Genomic DNA, 21,184 nt, shown 5'->3' with positions numbered 1-21,184 from the left:
CAAAATTTATTATCTTGAATTGAACGATAAAGCGGCAGCGGCACCTGCCTTATAGCGCTAATGCACAGAGCAGCTTAGGCAAGGATCGTATGCACGAACTAATTTCTCAATTTCTAGTTGTATGTCGTCAGGTGCTTTGCCTTCTTCGACAAGCAAAGTGGCAAGAAGACGCATATCCGCTTCAATGTTGGCAATGTTTTGCGAAGTAGGAGTAATTATGTTGGCACTAACTATGCGTCCTTCATTGTCTATCTCAAGTTCGTGGAAAAGCGCTCCGCGAGGGGCTTCCGTAAACCCAACACCGCGCCCAGCGCGAACCTGAAATTCAACAGGCGTGCTTGTTCCCTCAAATTCATCTTTTGCCAAAGCACGACAAATAGAACTGCAGCGAATAAGCGCATCCACAATCTCTACCGCCTGAGCAACATTATTGGCAAACGGATTATACTCAGGCGGACGCAGCCCTGCCTTAGCTGCCGCAAAGCGCGCAGGCTCGGTAAGCGCATCCCAAGATGAATTGACACGCGCAAGCGCCGATGCAAAATAAGGACGCTTATTCTCGCGCATCACAGCTAAAAATGCCGCAGAATGATCTAGTGCATACTCTTCTATATAGTCATTTATATTCTGACAATCAAAGCTAATACCCGCACGCACAAATTGCGCTTTATCGGAACCGACAATGGGGTATTCCCCGGGATTCACCATAGCCAGCATATCGCCTTCGGTTTCAAAACTAGAAACCGAAAAGTCGTTAAACAAATCTACTGCCTGCAGAGCAAAATCGAGCATTGAGTCCATCTTGTCTGCCAGCTCTATATACTCTGCCGGGGAAAGTTCGTTCGTAAATCCTCCTACTACTGCAGTTATAGGATGAATAGAGCGACCGCCAACCTTATTACATAGTTCGTTTCCCAGACCTTTCAAGGCAAGCGCGCCTTCAAAAATTTGCGGACTAGCGTCGGCAAGAGGAAAAACGCTCTTATGCCCCAAAAAGTCGGGCGCGGCAAACACGAATAAATGCGTTGCATGATTCTGCAAAAAGCTGCCGTAAATTAGCAACTGGCGAATGGCTCGCGTGCGCGGCGTTACCTCTACTCCAAAAATGCGCTCTATGGCAAGAATGTCAGTTACAGTATGACTAGCTGAACAAATGCCGCAAACACGCGAAGAGATATAGGGCACTTCTTCAAAGTATCTGCCGCGTACCATGCCTTCAAACATGCGAGCAGGCTCCGTAACAGCAAATTCGCAACGCTCTACTTTGCCATCTGCTATCTCTAAATGTATGTCACCGTGGCCCTCTATACGAGCTACATGGTCAACTTCAATGCGAGTCTTAGTCATAGCGCAATCCTAGGGTCATCTTGGTTAAACATTGCAAGTGCATCGTTAAAACGTTTTAGCGGCACACCGCTGTGCTGCACAACAACACGAGCAGCATCCAAATTAGCATCCGGCGATAATCCCGCACAGCCATTGCATGGTCTGCCCAAATTCGGGCACCGCGCGCCACAACCCTGCTTAGTTATCATTCCCATACATAGAATTCCGCGCCCGTAAAAACAACCGCGCTCGTTGCGTTTACATTCGCCACACATTGTTGAAGTGCGACTGTATTCATTGCTGCCATACAGAGCCTTCTGCAAAACATGGACAAAAGCGTAAGGATCTATTGGGCAGCAAGGCACTTCGTAGTCTACTTTTATTACATCATGCACAGCCTGAGGCTTGCATGCAATATCAGACACTATTGCCGGTGTATTGTCGCCGTATACGTCGTTTATGCGGTCCTGCCATTCTGGCGCAGCCATGCCGGGAATACCCGCGGTAGCTGCACAAGCTCCTATGGTTATAACAACTTTCGCGCGTTCACGCACGCTAGCTAAAGTTTCAAGCGCTTCTTTTGTAGTAGCTGCACCTTCTATGACAGCCACATCAAATTCATCAGGCATAGTATCGCTGGAAGTTAATTGCCAATAGCGCACATCAATCTGACCAAGCACTTCCATAAGATGCGATTCTATATTGGTTATGTTTATCTGACAGCCAAAGCAACTAGCCAGCCCTATAACCACAACTCGCGGTATGTTTGTTGTTTCGCTCAAATCTACCTCACGCTCAACGAAGTGGTGCCTTATTACATACTGTCTTGTATATTTTTAGCTTCCCAGTAATTAAATACAGGTCCATCTATGCAACAGTATTGATGCCCAACTTGGCAATGTCCGCATTTTCCCATGCCGCATTTCATATGGCGTTCGAAGCTCATATAAATACGATCGTAAGGTATGCCTTTCTTTCGCATCTCTTCCACTACGAATCTGTACATAACCGGAGGTCCACATACGGCGCCAAATGTATTATCAGGATCTACCTGCAGGTGCGAAAACGGAGCAGTAACAAGCCCCACTTCGCCATCCCACGTATCGTCCGGATTATCCACAGTCAGGTATAGATCGAAGTCTTTGCGATGCCGCCACATTTCGAACTGATCGCGAAACATTACTTCACTTGGATTTTTGGAACCATAGATAATGGTAACGTTTCCAAAATCGCTACGTTCGTCGTGAATGTTATTAATAAGCGAGCGCAGCGGTGCTATGCCTAAACCGCCAGCTACAAGCAACACGTCGTGCCCGCGCATATCGTCAAATGGGAACGGACGACCATACGGACCTCTAAGACCAACAATGTCGCCGCATTGCATCTGATGCAAGCGCGTCGTAAATTCACCCATACGACGCACGCACAATTCAATAAAGCCACCCTTAGACGGCGAACTAGATATAGAAATAGGCGCCTCGCCCACTCCAAAAATGCTGACCTCAACAAATTGACCGGGCTCGTGGTGAAAAGCCGCACGAATGCGCTCGTCTATTAGGCGAAATTCAAAAAGCTTCTCGTTTTCCGTAAGGGGAGTTATAGATGTTATACGCGCTTCCCACGGACGATAGGGGTTCTCGAACATCATCTGAGCGCCATCCATTGCAACAACGTCGTGGGCAAGCGGTCCTACATGTACGCTAGTACTACTCGGCATCTTCAGCCCCCTTTCGCTCGAAGAATTCAAGTACCTTTATTGGCGAAATATCGGTCTTGCATGCGTGAACGCATCGACCACATCCCACACACAAATAGCGTCCATACTTTGAATTGAAGCCATTTAGTTTGTGATACATTCTGTGGCGCACCCTCTCGCGCGTGCCGGAGCGGAAATTATGCCCGCCTGTTACAAGCGCAAACTGCGGAGATGTGCACGCATCCCACACACGTTCGCGCCGCCCGGTCTGCGCATTAGGATCTAACACGTCGCAGATATCGAAGCAGTAACAAGTGGGGCACACGCTAGCGCATGCAGTGCAATTAAGGCATCTGCTTCCCAGCTCTTCCCAAAAATCGTCAGAATGGAAAGCATCCATTAACATGGGAATTTCCTGTACGCTGGGAATGTCCGGGTTAAACGCCTGCTGGCGACGGCGCGTATATTCACGGAAAGCCCGCCTGTCAGCATCGGTAGCTTCGCGCGGATTGCATGCAGCCTCTAAAATGTTAGCGCCTTCTACACTTCCGATAGATACCAAGTAGCGCCCACCTATATCAGCCAAAAACAGATCGTAGCCGCTGCGCACTTCGCCAGAATCTAGCAGATGGCAAAAACATGAATCGCTGGGAATACAGCCTATACCAACTATCATGGTTGCGCGTCTGTGAGCCTCATAATAAGGATCGGGATAGCGCTTATCGTCGAACACTAAATCTAGGTTGTTCATAGCGTTAATATCGCACGCATGAGCACCGAATAGCACGCGCGGGCGCACCTGCAACACATAGTCGGTTACGCCATCTTCCATGTCGTATTCAAAAAGAGTTTCACGCGGGGGTAACAAATACTTTTTAAGCGATGTAAGAGTGGTTGGATAGTCCAGCACTATCTCATCAAACGAATGCACCGTCTCAAACGCAAAACTCTTCCCGCTACGCACAGACGCTATCACTTCGTAGTCGCGCATGAACGCTTCAACCAAGGCAGGTAGTTCATCCGCATCGATGACTCTGTAAAGCATAGAGCCCTTTCCACGTTTTTTATAAGTACAACCATATTAAATGAGTATGCGGCTTACTAGCAAACCACATCGCCGAAAGGTCATATGCTACACAACAAAAAGGCGGCACCTAAGCACCGCCCTGCACATTTGGAAAAATATGTCTGTTGAATTAATTAAAGAAAATCTTTATTTCGCGCTCGGCGGATTCAACAGAATCGCTGCCGTGTATAACATTTTCGTCCATGATAAGACCGAAATCGCCGCGAATTGTCCCGGGAGCCGCCTCTGCCGGATTTGTAGCGCCCATAAGGCTGCGGCACTTCGCCACAGCACCTGCGCCAGATATAACCATCTTCACCACAGGACCAGACGTGATATAGCTAATAAGCCCATCGTAGAAAGGTTTACCCTCGTGTTCGGCGTAGTTTGCCTTAGCTTGTTCCATCGTAACCATGCCAAGTTCCATGCGCTCTATCTTCAAACCCGCGCGCTCAAAACGGTTCACAATTTCACCAATATGACCGTTGCGCACGCCATCGGGCTTTATCATCGAATAAGTTTTCTCTTCTGCCATGTTTTCCTCCTGCTAAATTAACTATTCTGACTTGGGAAGTAGAGTTCTATCCCAGATATTTTCCAGCCGACAAAATCGCGTACCATATCTATCTTGTATGTAATTTTGCCGCCCTGATCGGTAGTTGCTGTGGCATACACGGTAGATTCGCTCATAGAACGATTTACCCCATCTATAGAAACATTGGGGTCTTGCACTACGGGAGCCACTATAGAGTTAACGTTTGCTTCGCTAAGCGAATCGGCAAACAAGCTATTCTTGGCTTCGTCAGGATTATTGAATAGCTGCTCTGCAACCGCTTGTTGAGTGGGGAAGCCAAAACCTTGCGTAAACGCAAAAACGGCAGCGCCCAACAGTAAAACTACAACAACAATAACAGCTATCAGAATTTTGAGCCCTACATTGCGACGCTTGCGATCTTTTTTCGCTAAACCGCGGGACCACTGCTCCAATTCATCGTCGGTAGCTTTGAAGAATCGGTCTTCATCTTCATCATCGTAGGCATCGATGAAACCGGGCATTTGCATATCTTCATCGCTATAGCCCTCATCATAGAAGAACGGATCGCCACCATCATCAAAATAGTGGCTCTCTACGCTAACATCGAGCCCCGACGTGTCTACCGCTGCAGCATCTGCCCCAGCACGCGATAAAGTGGCAACGCATCGCTGATAATCGACCGCAGCAGAATCGGACAAAATATAATTAGGATCGCTTGTGGCTTTATTGAACGCCTCAACAGCTTCAGCCGCATACCCGGCAGCTGCATACGCCTGACCCATGCTGGAATTTAAGCGATTGCGCGTATCCTGCGACATGTCAAAATCGAACGCGCTTTGATAAGACGCTATCGCATCTTCTGGGCGGTCGAGCGACATAAAGCACACGCCCAAGTTCAGCAACGCCTTCGCCGGATCGGGATTTTCCTCGTCTAATGCAGCCTCACGGAAAGACATTCCCGCCTCGGCGCTGCGCCCCAGTTTCAATTGGGCGTTGCCCATGCCCATATACGCCTTGTAAGGCGATTCATACGTTGGGTCGGCTACCGCCTTCTCAAAATGTACGACGGCATTTTCATAGTCACGCAGAGAAGCGTATGCCATGCCTATGTTGTTATTCAGAGCGCCTTTCGCCTGATAAGAACTATCGCTTGCTGCCTGAACGTATGCCTTAATAGCTTCAGTAGGGTTCTTCAACTTCACCAAACAATTGCCTATATGATGATAGATAAGACCCAACTCGCCTAGCTGAAAAGGCACACTATTATCTTTTAGGCACGCTGTATACTTACGCAGCGCACCGCGATAATCGCCTGAGTCGTATAACAGGCTAGCTTGTTTGAACAGACTATTGTTCACTGATTATCTCCGATTTCGAAGATCGCGACATCTAAGCCTCGTTCTCTATACGGACAGATTCGATGACGTCCCCAACACGCAGCTTACCGATAACGTCCATACCATCAATGGTTTGACCAAAAACAGTGTAGCCATCATCTAAAAACGGCTGATCGCCCAAGCAGAAATAGAACTGGCTTCCAGCCGAGTTCGGATTCTGGCTGCGAGCCATAGCCAAAGTGCCATCTAAGTGTTGGTTGTTCGGATTAGTAGTAAATTCTTCGTGAATTGAATAGCCCGGACCACCGGTGCCAAACGGACCATTGCCTGCAATAACATCTTCCGCGCTGGCATCGCGAGTATTCGGATCACCGCCTTGAATTACAAAACCCGGCACATAGCGATGGAATTTAATGCCATCGTAGAAGCCTTTACCAGCCAGTTCTACAAAATTTCCTACATGTATTGGCGCATCGTTACCATGCAGCTGAACACGGATAGTGCCCTTAGAAGTTTCTAATACCGCAACCTCTTTACCATTCGGTTTGTATTCTGGCGTGTATAAAGACATTGAAAACTCGCTTTCCGCATAGTATTAGTATTTAGTCATAATCGTTAGTGATTCTATCACACATAGCGCATACTGAACGAATAACAAGTGCTTAGATTGAATTTGTTTCAGGTTAATTGCAGCAAAAGCATGCCAAATACTTGTTTTTGCCTCCTGATATTCACCAGTCTGCAAGCTTATTGCTGATTTCCCGCATCCAGAAAAATTTTACGAGTTACGAAATTGTAAACAGTAACAAATGCCGTGGCGATTATCTTACTAATTAGATACGTTACGCCCAAAAGACCAGTAAATACCCACATAAGCAGGTCGTTTAGCCCTAAGCCTATAACCGATAGCACAATGAAGATAATAAATTCGCGCCGGCGGCTCATGTCTTCTTTATGCGTAAACACATAGCGCATAGATGCCAAATAATTAAATATGACCGACACCGTAAATGAAATAGTGGCGCTTATCAGGTAGTTTATTCCGAAAACCTCGGTCAGAAAAACCATAACGCCATAGTCGATCAGGAAAGCTATTCCACCGACTACTCCAAATTTGGCGAATTGTGCGATTAAATTTTTCATAATCTCCATTCCGAAAATACATACAGATTATATTTTACTTTTTGAGAATTATTATTTACTAACAGAGAAGCTGCGTGTTTTTAAGCGTTTCGGCGCGCAGTTTATGGCGAAGTAAAACTGGTGCCCTTGACAGGAGTCGAACCTGCGACACCTTGCTCCGGAGGCAAGTGCTCTATCCACTGAGCTACAAGGGCACTGAAGGCAATTATACGCTATCGATATGCGTGCGTGTATGATAGACAAACAACAGATAATTTCTAGGAGTATGCTTTGAGCACAACTGTAACTATAGAGCGCATGGGATACGGAGCAGCAGCCATTGGACATATGGAAAACGGGAAAACCGTTTTTGTAGAAGGTGGCGCACCTGAAGATGTGTGCGAAATACGAATAACCGACGAAAAGCCATCTTTTGCTGTGGCTGAGCTGGTCAACATAGTGAAGCCATCCAGCTTACGCGCAAAGCTTGACCCGAAATATACAGTGTCAGGATGCATTCCCGGCGCACCGTGGGCGCACTTGGAATACAGCGCGCAGCTGCATGCCAAAAGATGCAACCTTGTAGAAGCGCTAGTGCGCGTAGGCAAACTTGACAGGCAATATGTTGAAAAGACGGTTAGCGAATGCGTGCCTAGCAAGCGCGAATGGGGATATCGCAACAAAATAGAGCTTTCCGCATTCACTAACGAAGCAGGCAAATTTACGCTGGGAATGCATGAAGCGGGAAGCCAAGATATAGTGGATGTGCCGCGCACTCCCCTAGCAAACCGTTTTTTGGAAGGCGCGCCAAAATCGCTTACAGGAGCTATTCGCTTTTTGCAAGGGGCAGACGATTTGGGAATATACCGCGTAGGTGTTCGCGCAAGCCTGCGCACAAAAAGCACCGAAATAGCCCTGTGGACTGCGCCTGCGGCATTTCCGCGCACCGCTGTAGCCAAAACGCTGCAAGATGCTCTGCGCGCTACATCGGTTGTGCGCGTTGTGGCAGAGCCCGGAGCTGCACGCAAGGTGAAAAAGGTGGAAACACTGGAAGGCGCCGGATTTTGGAAAGAAGAACTTGCCGGCACCAGTTTTGCCATTTCGGCACCTTCATTTTTTCAAGTTAATACCGCTCAAGCCGAAAAATTAGTAGAGCTGGTTATGGCGGGGCTAAACTTGGAAGGCGACGAGCTGGTAGCAGATTTATATTCTGGAGCGGGAACCTTTAGCTTGCCAATAGCGCAAACAGGTGCCGATGTAGTTGCTATAGAACTTGAGGGGTCGTCTGTGCGCGATCTTCGCCGCAACGCGCAATACAACAATTGCGATATAGAAATTATCGGTGACGATGTAGCGCGCGCATTACCCGAAATTGGGGTAGTAGATGCCGCTGTGGTTGATCCGCCTAGAAGCGGGCTTTCTAAAGAAGTTATAGCCGCTATAGCAAATGCAGCACCGAAGCGACTAGCTTATGTAAGTTGCGACCCGCAAACATTTGCGCGCGATACCGCCGTATTGCACAGGCGCGGCTTCACGCTAGAAACAGCCACTCCGGTAGACATGTTTCCGCAAACATACCACCAAGAAACAGTGGGTATATTTAAGGCAAGTTAGAGTAAAAGAGCGCACAGAATACGCGCAGAACAAATGCCCTGCGCGCATCATCTTCGCAAATCTTATAAACTGCGCCTTACTGGTGCTGCTTTTCTGCGACCAGCATTGCGACCGCTAGACAGTATGGCTACACCAAGCGCACCGCAAGCTATTGCAGAAAGCAACAGCAGCGCAGGCGCATTCAAATCGCCCGTTTGCGCCAAACTTTGCAGCGTTTTCACAGTTCTTGTAGCCGGATTGTATCCACCAACAATACCCTTAGCCTTAAAGCTAACAACCAACGTATGATCGGCCTTCACATCTGTGAATGTATACGATGCAGGCGCGCCAACAGATGCGCCATCCACCACCACATCGGCAACTATGTAGTTGCTACTTTCTGGTATGAACGAGAATGTCAGGCTTGCACCATCGGCAATTTCTACCATACCTGAAGGCGCAATAGTGCCATGAGTTCCATTAACGCTAGCCGTAATGTGGTGCTTAACAATTGGCGGCGTATTTGGATTGTCCGTAGGGTTGGTAGCCTTCGTGTATCTTGTAGAAAGCAAACTGCTCTTAGTTGCTTGCGGAATGGTAATTTCAGTTACGCCGTTTTTGGTAGTCGCATACTTCATCACACTGTTAGACGCACGCCCGCCATTAGCAACACCAGCCTTATCACTTCCCGCCACAGCGCCCAGCGTGCGGTTTGCGCGCACTTCATATTTCACGTTAGTGTCAACACTTAAGTTTTCGTCAAGCCATGCATCCTCAAGCTGATACCCTGCGGCTGGCTTTACAACATAAACCGCGCTGCGACCCTTAGTAACCCAATTCGGCGGCTCAACGCTACCAAGCGAATCGTCGTTCGTACCGGTGCTGTATTCCACGCGCAGCACCTGAGTGTAACTATCGCCAGACTTTTCCACACCAAACAACTCATCGCTCTCGTCTGGATGATAATGCCCATCAGGTCCAAGCGGAATTACATTCACCCATGTGCCCACAGAACTAGTTATTACCTGTACAGGCTGCCCAGCCTTAGCATTTTCAGAAGTGGAGCTGTCTTTGAACGCACCATTGCTCTTAGCGACATTTGTGTCGTGCAGATTCGCGCCGTTTTGTATTTCGCCAACATAATTCTGTACATTCTTATAATTGTCTGTCGGGAACAACACTTTCGACGACGCATCCACAATAGCCGGATTATCCGGGTTCGTGTAAACCTGCGTGCAATCCTGTGCCACGCCATACAACTTGTCAGCTGTCATGGCATGATAGTTTCCATCGGGTCCAAGCACAACAGGCATAGCATTTTTGTCGTCGTTACCAACTTTATTACCCAAATCGTCAATGTATTCAGGCGCCGCATCAATAGCCACAGGGATATATACCGTCTCGCCCGCTTCGTTCTTGCTAACCTTGAACTTCACATTGGTTGAGGTGCCATCAGCTGAATTGCCGGGCACTATGCTGCCCACAGGCTCGGTGCCATCAGCCACCGGATATACTGCAATCTTTCCATCGGTAACCGCCGCTGGATAATCAGGGTTAGCCACAATTTGCTGACCGTATGTAGGACTTTTGCTATTGCCATCCACACCATAAACTGGACGCGAAGTGTCGGTCTGTACATTTTTATCGGTACCGGCAGGAAGCTTCGCAGGCTTGCCGCTACCAACCTTGTTATAAGTACCGTCTTCCTGTTTCTCATAAACTACATTACCGCTATCATCTAGCACATTACCATTTTTGTCAGTGGCAACCGGTACATACTTTATATCGCCTTCGCCATCATCTTCTGCGACAAATGCACTGTTACTATTTTCACCTGTTGCCGCATTTGTACCGCTAATAATGTCTCCCGGTTTATCGTTTGCGCTGACATCCGGCAGAACAGCAATATTTTCGCCTCCTTCGCCGGGCACAACCGCCGCCGGGTTATCGGGGTTTGGAACAACCTGTTCACCGGTTTCGCCATTTACACCATATTCTGGGTTGTTAGTGCTTGTCTGAATGCTGCCACTAGGTCCCGCAGGTAGCGTACTCGGCGTGCCTCCACTTGTACCCGCAGCGGGTTTATACCCTACAGTATTGCCGCCACCATCGGTTACGGGCGTGTAAATAACATTGCCATTGCCGTCTAGCACGTTTCCATCACTGTCGGTGACAGCTGGTACATAATAGCCCGGCTTAGCGGGGTTTTCTATCATTGGAATAGTGTTACCATCTTTATCTTTGCCAACAACTATGCCATTTTCATCAGCTGGAAGCTGCGGAATGAATGCCTGATTACTATTACCTATCGCCGCTGGATTATCTGGGTTCGGAAGAACCTGCTCGCCCTTGTTGTTGACACCATAATTCGGATCAGACGTATCAGTATGCACCTTATTGCCATCACCCACAGGCAGCGTTGCAATCTCGGGCAACTTACCAGTAGTAGAGTCTGGCTTGCGCACATCCTCATAGCCGGTAATGTTTCCGCCAGCATCCTTTACAGGCTTCAATGCCACGTTGCCATTGGTATCTAGCACATTTCCATCTTTGTCGGTAATGGTCGGATAATAATTGCCGCCTTCCGTTTTTTGAATGACAGGAATTTGACTGCCATCTTTGCTTTCAGCCACCGTTACGGTAGTACCGTCATCAAGTTTTTTGGAAGTGTCGGTCTGCGGAATGAACGCTTTGTTGTCAGAGTCTACCGGCGTAGGTTTTACAGGGTTTACAACCTCTTGTTCGCCCGTTTCGCTATTCACGCCGTAATTGGGGTTGGTCGGGTCGGTTTGCACGTTACCGTTTGTATCGGTTGGAAGTTTTGCGGGCGCGCCATCGCCAACTTTATCGTATGTGCCATCGGGCTGTTTCTCGTAAACAACATTGCCATTGTTATCCAAAACATTGCCGTCTTCATCGGTGGAAACTGGTACATACTTTATGCCACCTTCGCCGTCATCTTCAACTATGAAAGCACCACCGCTGTCTTCACCTGTAGCTGCATTTGTGCCACCAACAACATCCCCCGGTTTGTCATCTGTGCCCTTATCGGGCTTTACAGCAATGTTCGCACCACCCGCGCCGGGCACAACCGCCGCCGGGTTATCGGGGTTAGGCACAACCTGTTCACCGGTTTCGCCATTTACACCATAGTTCGGGTCTTTTGTGTCGGTTTGCACGTTGCCGTTTTCATCAGTCGGCAACTTCGCAGGATCATCATCTGCCGTGCCCATCTTCTTATATGTGCCATCTGGCTGCTTCTCGTAAATTACGTTGCCGCTACCATCAACTACATTGCCGTCTTTATCGGTAACTACCGGCACATATTTCACACCACCGTTGCCATCATCTTCCACCAAGAAAGCACCGCTAGCATCTTCACCTGTTGCGGCATTCTTGCCACCCACAACATCGCCCGGTTTATCGTCTGGCGCAGTATTTGGAATTACTGCAATGTTTTCACCATTTGAACCGGGCACAACCGCCGCCGGATTATCGGGATTTGAAACCTCTTGTTCGCCTTTGTCGTTCACGCCGTAGTTCGGATCGGTTGTGTCGGTGACAACATCACCATCGCCATTAGTTGGCAGCTTTTCGCCGGTTTCTTTATCAACGGGGTTGCCATCATCGTCAGTGGGAATTGTTTCACCCGTAATTGGGTCTTTCAAGCCGGGCTTGCCAGTCTCAGGGTCGGTCGTTTCCTCTAGCGGATTGCCACCAGTACCAGTAGGTGTACCATTTGCGCTCTTTACATTAGCTACCACGTAACAATCTGCCATAAGCACAGGTACGTTAAGCGAAACCGCACCGGTATTGCTTGTTGTAGTTTCTGCAGCAGCACCATTTATGGTAACGCCATATACCTTATACCCAGAAGCCGGGGTTATCGTAAGCTTTGTTGGAGCGCCGCCATCGCCACCTTTGACAGTTACATAACCGTCAGAAGACGCTGGGGTAAACGTAGCTGTAGGGTTGCCCGTGCCATCTGTAGGTGTGCCGGTTATGTTCATATAAATGTTGTGATACTGCGACTCGCCCGGCGTAACCGGTTTCGCATTAAATGTAACCTGCGCATTAATGTCAGAGGCTACATTGTTGAATGTATACGTAACGCTACCATCGGCATTTTCAGTGGTTGTTGTAGGCAAAGCCCCGCTAATTCCTGCCACCGTATAGCCACTACTAGGGTAGGCAGTTATGCTAGCCTGCTTGCCGGCTTCCACAGTTTGCGCCGCCGAAACACGACCGCCTACGCCCGCCGTAGCAGATACTGTATACGTCTGCACGGTGGAACCCGACGAGCCTGCTTTCTTTTCAAAAGCTACATGTATAGTTTGACTAGACGCATCGCTACCTGCACCAAATGTGTAGGCGCCCTGCACATCGCCCTTATAAAGCGCATCAGAATCTGCATTTAGAGGGTCGGCAAGAAGCGTTGCACCATTTACCTTAACGTAAGCAATTACGTAACCCGAATTAGCGTAGAAGTTGAATTTTTTACCCTCGTCAACATAGAGCGACACGTTACCGTCAGGACTAATGGTGCCGCCAGCGCCACTGCTTGCAACTATCATGCGCTGCTGGCGCTCGGGCTTTACGACCGACGTAAACGCAACCGCCACCGATGTGTTTTTAGTAATGCTTCCCAGATTGGCTGCATAAGTGTTGCCAGTCGAACCGATTTGCGTAAGCGCACAAGCCGTGCCATCTACAAGCACACCATCGCTTTGTAGCGTATAGCCAGCATTGGGCTTCAATGTAAGCGTCACATTTGTGCCCGACTTTACATGCGATAAGTCGGCAACATTCGCGCTAACCGTGCCCAAACCGCCCACAACATTAACACCAACGCCAAAATATTTAGTGACCGGTTGCAGCTGGAAAGTAACCTCTACCTTGTAAGTTTTTACAGTAGCATTAAATGGAATTGCCAACGTACCAACGTTGCCATTCATGGTAAGTACGCAATCGGCTGTAGCATTTTCCTCTTCGCCGCTTTGCAGCACACGAATAACCTTAACGCCGCCGTCGGCTATAGCATAGCCCGCATTGGGCGTAATTGTGGCATAGCCCTTGCCAACGCCTGCGCCACCGCTGTCTTTATCAATACTTGCAGGCGCAGAAATAGTGCCACCCGCTGCAGGAATTGCTGTAGTCTGAATAGTATTTATAACTTTTGTAGGAGCCTGACCTTCAGCAAATGTAACGGTCAATTGACTATTGCCTTTAAGCGTAATATTCCACGGTCCGGTTGGATCAGTTTCGCAAAGGTCGGTACGGCTAGCTTCGCTGCCGTCGGCGTTTTTCACAACTAGCACAGCCGATTCCACGCTTGCCCCTTCAGCATCGGCATTAACTGTTGCAGCTACTGTTACCTTCGTGTCTTCCTCGTATTTGCCATCCTGTGGCACAGCCGTATCGCCTTCGGCATCGGTGTAAGTTACAGAAATGCTGCCGGGACCACTGGCTGAAGATTCAAACGTGTACCACTTTTTCTCGGGAGGACGCAGCGCAAGCGTTGCAGTAAGCACCAAATCGGTTACGCTGCCCGTGGCTTTGAAACTGCATATGCCGGTGGAGGCGTTATATTCCACCGCAGGAATGTCGGATGCGCCGCCAATGCCAGCACCCTCGCCCTCCTTCGGCACAAGTTTGACCGACTGCACATCGTATTCCGCATTATCGCGAATAAGGGTGAAGGTAACGCTGTCACCCTGCTTTACAACTTTACTGTCTACGTTGAAGTGAGCAATATTCGCAGGCTCGACAGGTTCTATCGCAGTTTCTATCGTATAGCGAACTATGGGCACATACGCTATAGCGAAAGAGCCAGTTATGGTGGTGTCGAATGTTACGGTAGGAATTGCATCCTCTGCTCCCGCCCCGCCAGAGCCACCTGCACTTGGGCGCGTAACGTTTACAGTCTTGTTCATGGTAGTGCCGTCAGATGCCTTACCCACAACAACCACCGATGTAACATCTGGGTCAATTTCAGGCACGGGTACGCTAATACGAAGTTCGCCGTAATATGGCGTTTTATTGGCAGTCAGCTGTATATCTTTCGTAATATAAGCTGCCATGGTTTTGTCTTCGTTTTGATAAAGCGCCTCAAGCGCCTCGCGCATATCTTCCCCAACGTTGCCTACAGATAAACTTGTACCGGGCGCTTTCATATATATAAGATTGCCCGCTACAGTTATTCCGGTTGCTTCGTCTGTAAGCGTTAGCGCGCCATATTCGCTAGCGCTATCACTTACAAGCATATGAAATGTGGCGCTGGCACTGGCATGCGTAACCAAATCTTGCGCCTCTACCTTTATAGAGTAGTGACCGTCGCTTAGATTATCGCGCCCGGCAATTAGCTGCGTGGCAGAAACCGCCATATTGTGCATCGAAAGAATTTCGCCAGATTCGCCCTGTATAGCACCCGGCGCATTCTCGTTCGTTACTTGCACATATTCAGAAGTTGCAGCGCCAGTATCATCGGCTGTGGCATAACTCCACGTGAAACCAAGACTGCCTTCTTCGCCACCAACATTGCCAGTAGCACTTGCCGTCAGCTTATATTGTTCAGAAAGCCCAGCAAGCTTTAGGTTGCTATTCGATGCAGCGTTAGCTCCCGCAGCATACGTAATTTCAGCCTGCATCTCTTGCGTGGTAGTTATGATTGCCGTGGTTTGACCGCCGCTGTAGGCATTGTTCGACACTACACGCCCAGCTGTGTCGGCGGCATATGCAAGAGAAGCCACTGGATTGTAGGTTATAAGCAGGCATATGCTCAAAAGCACTGCCAACCCTTTGCCCATATGTCTTCTTATAACATGTCCCATTTTTACTCCCTTTACTAGCGTTACTAGCCTGCGCTATTCAAGCACGCTTATCGTTACTTTGGCGGCAGCTTGACCGCGCAATTCCTCCGTGTTCATGTCGTAGGCGTAAAACATTGCCGTACACGGATAAGTACCAGCCGGCAAATCCACATCAAGCGTGTCGTTTTCGATGTGATGGTTCGGCTCGATAAAATCGGTTGTATAAATTGTTTCCCCTGTGTCGTCGCGCATTATAGACACGCGCATTAAGTAATGATTATTTGGCACGTTTTCAATGCGCACCGCTCCTTCGCTTGAGCCATTGGGAAATTCAATGAAGCTAGCAATACTTATGTTGAACATGCCCTCTTCCACTATGCGGTCAAGTTCGGCTTGAATTTCCTCTTGGCTTTTGCCTGAAAGTTGACCAGCATCGCCCTGACGCGCACCCTTGCTGCTGCACATTACGAAAGCGAGCGCGCAAATTGCCACAATAGCTACTATTGCAACAACAATTGCAATCCAGAAAGCCTTGCCGCGGCTCGTGCCTTTCTTGTTGGGCTTGATTGGTTTGGCGGATTGTGTAGGCCTGTTCACCACAGCAGCTTGGTTTGATTCAGCGGGCGCACCCGGTACGCGCACACCCGATGCATACGCATTAGATGTATGCGAAGTGTGCGCCCGAGAACCTACCGATGCGACATGTGCAGCATCCTTCGAGCCGTAACTGCGCACCTGACCGGTGTGAATCGGGTTTTGTTGTTCAATATTGTTCCGGTCAGGTGTTGTCATAGTGTTTCCCTAATTCGTCGCTATCGGTGAATTAAAATTGAGTAGCCCTACGCATCCTAAGAAGCAGGGGTGTATTCGGTAGTGTTGTACGGGTTATAGCTAACTGTGTATGTCACCTTGAAAAGATCTTGAGGAGCATCGCTAGCAATGCTTGTCTTTAACTTACCATTTGAACCAGCAAAAGTGATTGCTGTTGTATTGTGACCCTCAGCGCCACCAGTTTGCTTTTGGTTGATTTTGAAAGTTTCAGTAGTAACTGGAATCGTGAGGCTGTCACTACCAGAAGCTTTAACAATAGGCGTATTAGCGCTTGTTGACGTAGAACCATTTGTATTGTAGTTCACCTGTACAAACACATCACCATAATTCACTCCAGTAGAAGAATATCCTGAACTTGCATTTGCAGCACCCGTAGTGGCTACAAAGTTCCAATCTGTCGAAAAATCACTTACTACCATATTGGTTACATATAAATCAGCCTTGTCAGAATTATTAGTAATCCCATACGTGCCTGCACTGGATGTATCCAAATTGCCGCCCAACATATTTGCAACAAATGGCAACTCTAACGGTATGGTGCAGTCAATTTGCTCCATCGTAGTTGAAACTGTTGCAGTTGTTTCGCCCCCTGTATAAAATTCGCCCGTTCCTGATGTTACCTTTCCGGTTGTTCCATCCTGAGCTGCAAATGCCGGCATGCACATACCTACTGCCAACGCGGCGCTAAGTGTTACAGCACCTAAAATCTGCTTCTTCATGGTCATTCCTCCTTGTTATCTCTGACCACTGTCCTTACTTTTGGCTCTACTTATGTCTTATCCCGTTGCATAAAGCTTTCAGAGCCTTTATGTTCAGCGCCGAGCCACCGTTCGACGCGAAACAGCTAATTACGAACGCGCATTAGCGCGACACACTACTCGCCACAACCAACGCACCACGTGCTACCCCAGCACGTTAATCGTCACCTTCGCAGCAGCTTTACCGCGTTCCTCGTGCGTTCCCTTGTCCAAGGCAGTAAACGTTGCTGTTGCGGAATAGCTACCGGGGTCTAAATCTTTCGTTAGCGTGATGTTCTCGATAAACTGATTCGGCTGCAGTACGCCGCTTTCATACAGAACGTCGCCCGTAACGTCGTCGGTTATAGTCACTTTCATGTCGTAGTTGTTATTGGGTACGTTTTCGATATACGCAGTGCCGCTGCTGGTGCCATCTTCAAACTGAATGGCAGAGGCAATTGATATATTGAACATGCCCTCTTCCACAATGCGATCAAGCTCCGCCTGTTTTTCTTCTTCCGTCTTGTACGGCGCTTGACCGGTTTGCGCGTTGGGGTCGAATATGCCACGCCCATTGCACGCGAATAGCCAAATCAGAAGCCACAAAACCAAAGCAGCAACAACAACGCCTGCCACAATAAGCACGGTACGTCTAGAGCCGCCCTTGGGTTTAAGGCTGCCGTTTGGTTTAGAGCTGCCGCTGGGCTTGCCCTTGGAGGGACGAGGCGCGGTGCCTATACCAGCACCCGCAGTCTTCGCGCCCTCAACAGAAGGTCGCTTATGAACGTTCGATTTTCCAGATTTTTCTACAGTCATATTCTCTTCTCATTCATGTTGAACTTAAACGCATCTACGTTTTGAACTGGTAATTTGCTATATCAAGCAGCTTAAACTTAGCGCCTAAGCCGCTTGTTCTATATGCTTTAAGCGCTCGTAGTCTTTTTCCCGAATACGGCTTTGCTTGAATCCTCAACTTCGAAGCAGAATTCAAGATTGGCTATTGAGACATTCGTTGCCGCCCAATCTGTAATGGCATTCACGGTCGCTTCCGGCAAAATTATGCTGAAAGTAACATCTAGCTTGCCCGAGGTCTTGGGAATTATCATCTTCGAGGCGCCATTCGTAGCATCTACCAACGCGACTTCGCCGCCCGAATTTAACCCAAACGCATTCGGCGTAACGCCTGTGTTTGATACTCTCATTTGGATGCCACCCCAGCTGTTACTTGCGGAAACAGAGCCGCTGTTGAACAGAGCACCAATGCCCGCAGTATCAGCAGTGCTAGTTACCGACTTCACCACAACACCCGATTCCTCGTTTGGCGTGGTAGCCATCTGCGATGTGGCGCTAAGCGTTAAACTATCTACGCCATCTTGCGAAAGTTTTGCCTGCGCATCGGTATATTCAAGCGACATTCCAATCGTAGGCTCTAGCAGCGAATCAACGCTTAACACCCGCATGTAGCTGGCTGTGTAAGTAACATTATTAGCTGGCATTTTGGTTGTAGAAGTGGTCGTAAGCTTTTCGCTTCCGTTAAACCAACCGACAAATACATAGCCATCCTTTGTGGGTGTGCCCGCAGGAACATACTTGCTTAGCGCATCTTCGTACTTAACTTGTTCGGTAATTGCAGCGCTTGAATCGCCCAGAGCGCCAGTGTTCAAATTGAACGTAAGCGTGTACGACTGACGAGCATAATTGTAGGCAATGGTGCCGCCACCCGCCACAGCAGTAACATTCTGCTTAGCCGGAGTTGTAAAGCCTTCATACGTAGGAAGATCATGCGTAACCGTTTCGCCAACATTGCATTTAACGGTCTTTTCTTTAAACTTCGTATATTCGTCGTTTTCAATGTTTTGCTTGTTGTAAATAATCGTATAAGTTACTTCGCCTGCGGTAGCCGAAGCGCTAATAGTTACAACACTATTCGGCATTACAAACGACGCGCCGCTGGCTGAATTGGAGTTAGTAACCGTTACCGCCACGCCCTTATCGTCGGTAACGGTCCAGCCGCTAAAATTATAGCCACTAACAACAGTTGCCGAAAGGTTTACGGTAGCTCCTTGTTTTACTTCGGCACCATTTGCCAAAGCTGCGCTTCCCAACGATGCACTTATCGCCAATATTCCAGTATTAGACGCATCAAGAGTGATACTATGCGCATTGCGCGTGTAGTAGCAGTTGATAACCGTGCCGGCATCGCCACGAATTACTGTTTGCGAATCATTGATCGTATAGTTGTTATATGTGAAGCCATCTGGCGAGTAAGCTGCAGCCAAGCTATTAATTAAAGTGCTATCTATAGTTGTGCCAGCAGCCGCAGTATTAGTAGTTGTTGTTTGCGCAGCCGCACTTGGATAATTGTCATCATCCACATTTTGCTGGAAGTATTTAACCGTATACGCAACTACACCCGCTGGTTGCCAAACTGCATACAGATTTATAGTTGCACCGTTAGCGTCAGCTGGCGTAAACAGCTGCTGTTCGTCGGCTGCAGCCGGGTAATCCACCACCACACTGCCACTTTCAGGAGATGCGTTGCGTGTCCAGCCTGTAAATGTGTAGCCCGAGCGCACTGGTGTGTAATCCAGCGAAGCACCATACGAGATCGTACCACCCTCGGGATCTGTTACCCACGTGGTCGGCTCAGTCGGGTCGGCACCCAAATTCTTATTGTATGTCACTGCGTAGCTGCAAATAGTCCACTTGGCATAATAGATCACATCTTCTGTCCCCACCGTTGTGTCAGCTGTAGGTTGATTGGTTGGCTGCTCCCAAGTGCCGGGGTCTGTATACCAACCGTCGAAGATGTAACCAGTGTATGTAGGTGTGGGCACGGTGTCATACTTGTCGCCATAGTAAAGATCTAGTACGACATCATCTGCCGAAGCCTCTTCGCCCATGCCAAACACTGCACCAGATACTGCCTCGTAACCCTCGCCCGCATCATAGTTAGCCTTGAAAGTTACAGGATGTGAATCTGCCGTCCATTTTGCATACAGCGTTATGGATGCTTTGGTAACAACACTAGTGTCGAAATTCCACTGGTTACCGTCAGTGCATTCCGCATCGGTAAACCAGCCACCGAAAGTGTAGCCTGTCTTTGTCGGGTCAGCCGGCTTAGCAACCTTGCTGCCATACGCCAAATGGTTTTGAGCCGCAATATCGCCACTTTCTGCCCCATTCGTCTGGAACGTAACATCGCTATACATCGGCTTCACCTTAACCGCGCAGTTACCAACAGCAATAACTTTCTCGCCGCTGTAACCATAGTAAACAAGTGAAGCCTGCAGATTCGCGTCACCCGACTTCTCATTCTGAGTACTAGGAGTCACCGTAACAGGAGAACCGGTAAATGAATTAACAGTAGTTGTAAATGCCGCTATATTAGTAGACTCTTGCCAGCCCCAAGTTATGCGGAAGAAGCCTCCGAACAAGTCGGTATTTGGGATGGCGCCTACAACGTTAAGCGTATCGGCTGCATCGCCAACAAAGAATTCAAGGTTAGGCTTATCTAGGCTTAACTCGAACGGCTTTATAAATTCTAGACCCGTACCAGCCAACGCAGGAGCATTTTCCGCAGGACAATATGCAGTAGATCGAGCCGCCGTTCCAACAAAAACACCCTTATCATAAGTAGCATTTTCGGGAAGAGCCAAAATCCTTTCAAGTTTTGGGCAACCCCAGTAAGCTTGTGAACCCACACTAGTAACAGATGCCGGTATAACAACCTCTGCAAGATTGGGGCATTCTTTGAACGCGTTTGCGCCAATTGTCGTAATACACGAAGGAAGAGCAATGCTGATCAGATTAGCTTGCCCCGCAAAGCCATTGTCGATAACACGCGTAACATCCAAACCAGTGCCTTGCACGGCATCGGAAATGCTGAAGTCTGCAGGCAATGTAACGCCATCAGCAACTTTAACACCAAAAGTACCATCTGCTTGTTTTACATAGGTTAAGCTGCCAATAGTTTGCTCGTTAGCATCGTCGCTAACAGTTGGATCTCCTACAAACTTATACCTTGGAGGTAAGCCTTTTTCCACACGTACGGGGTCAGGAGGAAAGTAGCTTTCCCATTGTGCTTCAGTACCCTCTGCAACCTTAACTGTAACCTGAGGTAATTCGTGCG

Annotated in this window: 14 protein-coding genes and 1 tRNA gene; 1 reads left to right on the top strand and 14 read right to left on the bottom strand. The window is 48.5% G+C overall.

Annotated elements, in window-relative coordinates:
- Positions 1-57: 57 nt before the first annotated feature.
- The 9 genes from G7Y46_RS05750 to G7Y46_RS05710 form a co-directional block, all read right to left on the bottom strand.
- Positions 58-1,347, bottom strand: coding sequence for a Ni/Fe hydrogenase subunit alpha (locus tag G7Y46_RS05750; RefSeq protein ID WP_165253161.1), 1,290 nt, complete (start codon positions 1,345-1,347; stop codon positions 58-60).
- Positions 1,344-2,108, bottom strand: a complete 765-nt coding sequence (locus G7Y46_RS05745) for an NADH:ubiquinone oxidoreductase (RefSeq protein ID WP_241156007.1) — start codon at positions 2,106-2,108, stop codon at positions 1,344-1,346. Before G7Y46_RS05745 ends, G7Y46_RS05750 begins: the two co-directional genes overlap by 4 nt.
- 32 nt (positions 2,109-2,140) lie before the next feature.
- Positions 2,141-3,043: an FAD/NAD(P)-binding protein gene (locus G7Y46_RS05740; RefSeq protein WP_165062295.1), complete on the bottom strand. Its 903-nt coding sequence runs from the start codon at positions 3,041-3,043 to the stop codon at positions 2,141-2,143.
- A complete protein-coding gene (locus G7Y46_RS05735; RefSeq protein WP_165253159.1) occupies positions 3,033-4,067 on the bottom strand; it encodes a 4Fe-4S dicluster domain-containing protein in 1,035 nt (344 codons plus the stop codon). The genes G7Y46_RS05740 and G7Y46_RS05735 overlap by 11 nt, the downstream gene beginning before the upstream one ends.
- Positions 4,068-4,218: 151 nt before the next feature.
- Positions 4,219-4,623, bottom strand: a complete 405-nt coding sequence (ndk, locus tag G7Y46_RS05730; protein WP_165253157.1) for a nucleoside-diphosphate kinase — start codon at positions 4,621-4,623, stop codon at positions 4,219-4,221.
- Between the two features lie 17 nt (positions 4,624-4,640).
- Entirely contained in the window at positions 4,641-5,981 is a 1,341-nt protein-coding gene (locus G7Y46_RS05725; protein ID WP_165253155.1) for a tetratricopeptide repeat protein, read from the bottom strand.
- 31 nt (positions 5,982-6,012) lie between these two features.
- Positions 6,013-6,531 carry a peptidylprolyl isomerase gene (locus G7Y46_RS05720; protein WP_165062299.1) on the bottom strand — a complete coding sequence of 173 codons (519 nt, stop codon included), beginning with the start codon at positions 6,529-6,531 and terminating at the stop codon, positions 6,013-6,015.
- 176 nt (positions 6,532-6,707) lie between these two features.
- Positions 6,708-7,103, bottom strand: coding sequence for a GtrA family protein (locus tag G7Y46_RS05715; RefSeq protein WP_165062300.1), 396 nt, complete (start codon positions 7,101-7,103; stop codon positions 6,708-6,710).
- A 118-nt stretch (positions 7,104-7,221) separates the two neighbouring features.
- A tRNA-Arg gene (locus tag G7Y46_RS05710) sits at positions 7,222-7,297 on the bottom strand.
- A gap of 76 nt (positions 7,298-7,373) precedes the next feature.
- Between G7Y46_RS05710 and rlmD the strand changes: the two genes are divergently transcribed.
- Positions 7,374-8,696, top strand: a complete 1,323-nt coding sequence (gene rlmD / locus G7Y46_RS05705) for a 23S rRNA (uracil(1939)-C(5))-methyltransferase RlmD (protein WP_165253153.1) — start codon at positions 7,374-7,376, stop codon at positions 8,694-8,696.
- Positions 8,697-8,758: 62 nt separating this feature from the next.
- Here the strand turns inward: rlmD and G7Y46_RS05700 are convergent, their stop codons facing one another.
- The 5 genes from G7Y46_RS05700 to G7Y46_RS05680 all read right to left on the bottom strand — a co-directional run.
- Positions 8,759-15,505: a hypothetical protein gene (locus G7Y46_RS05700; RefSeq protein ID WP_165253151.1), complete on the bottom strand. Its 6,747-nt coding sequence runs from the start codon at positions 15,503-15,505 to the stop codon at positions 8,759-8,761.
- Between the two features lie 33 nt (positions 15,506-15,538).
- The gene (locus G7Y46_RS05695; RefSeq protein WP_165253149.1) at positions 15,539-16,276 is read right to left on the bottom strand and encodes a hypothetical protein; all 738 of its coding nucleotides are present in this window, start codon (positions 16,274-16,276) and stop codon (positions 15,539-15,541) included.
- Between the two features lie 56 nt (positions 16,277-16,332).
- Positions 16,333-17,034, bottom strand: a complete 702-nt coding sequence (locus tag G7Y46_RS05690; RefSeq protein ID WP_165253147.1) for a hypothetical protein — start codon at positions 17,032-17,034, stop codon at positions 16,333-16,335.
- Positions 17,035-17,217: 183 nt separating this feature from the next.
- On the bottom strand, positions 17,218-17,868 hold the full coding sequence (locus tag G7Y46_RS05685) for a flagellar protein FliS (protein WP_165253145.1): 651 nt from the start codon (positions 17,866-17,868) through the stop codon (positions 17,218-17,220).
- Positions 17,869-17,975: 107 nt separating this feature from the next.
- Positions 17,976-21,184: InlB B-repeat-containing protein (locus G7Y46_RS05680; protein WP_165253143.1), on the bottom strand; the 3,209-nt coding region annotated here is incomplete at its 5' end.

The sequence above is a fragment of the Adlercreutzia sp. ZJ304 genome (assembly GCF_011039075.1).
Classification (GTDB): domain Bacteria; phylum Actinomycetota; class Coriobacteriia; order Coriobacteriales; family Eggerthellaceae; genus Adlercreutzia_A.
The sequence above is the reverse complement of the archived record's forward strand: the minus strand, read 5'-3'. Positions and strand labels throughout refer to the sequence as shown.

Coding starts and splice junctions, on each gene's coding strand:
- G7Y46_RS05750 (WP_165253161.1), bottom strand. CDS start 1,347: ATGACTAAGACTCGCATTGAAGTTGACCATGTAGCTCGTATAGAGGGC.
- G7Y46_RS05740 (WP_165062295.1), bottom strand. CDS start 3,043: ATGCCGAGTAGTACTAGCGTACATGTAGGACCGCTTGCCCACGACGTT.
- G7Y46_RS05735 (WP_165253159.1), bottom strand. CDS start 4,067: ATGCTTTACAGAGTCATCGATGCGGATGAACTACCTGCCTTGGTTGAA.
- ndk (WP_165253157.1), bottom strand. CDS start 4,623: ATGGCAGAAGAGAAAACTTATTCGATGATAAAGCCCGATGGCGTGCGC.
- G7Y46_RS05720 (WP_165062299.1), bottom strand. CDS start 6,531: ATGTCTTTATACACGCCAGAATACAAACCGAATGGTAAAGAGGTTGCG.
- G7Y46_RS05715 (WP_165062300.1), bottom strand. CDS start 7,103: ATGAAAAATTTAATCGCACAATTCGCCAAATTTGGAGTAGTCGGTGGA.
- G7Y46_RS05700 (WP_165253151.1), bottom strand. CDS start 15,505: ATGGGACATGTTATAAGAAGACATATGGGCAAAGGGTTGGCAGTGCTT.
- G7Y46_RS05695 (WP_165253149.1), bottom strand. CDS start 16,276: ATGACAACACCTGACCGGAACAATATTGAACAACAAAACCCGATTCAC.
- G7Y46_RS05690 (WP_165253147.1), bottom strand. CDS start 17,034: ATGAAGAAGCAGATTTTAGGTGCTGTAACACTTAGCGCCGCGTTGGCA.
- G7Y46_RS05685 (WP_165253145.1), bottom strand. CDS start 17,868: ATGACTGTAGAAAAATCTGGAAAATCGAACGTTCATAAGCGACCTTCT.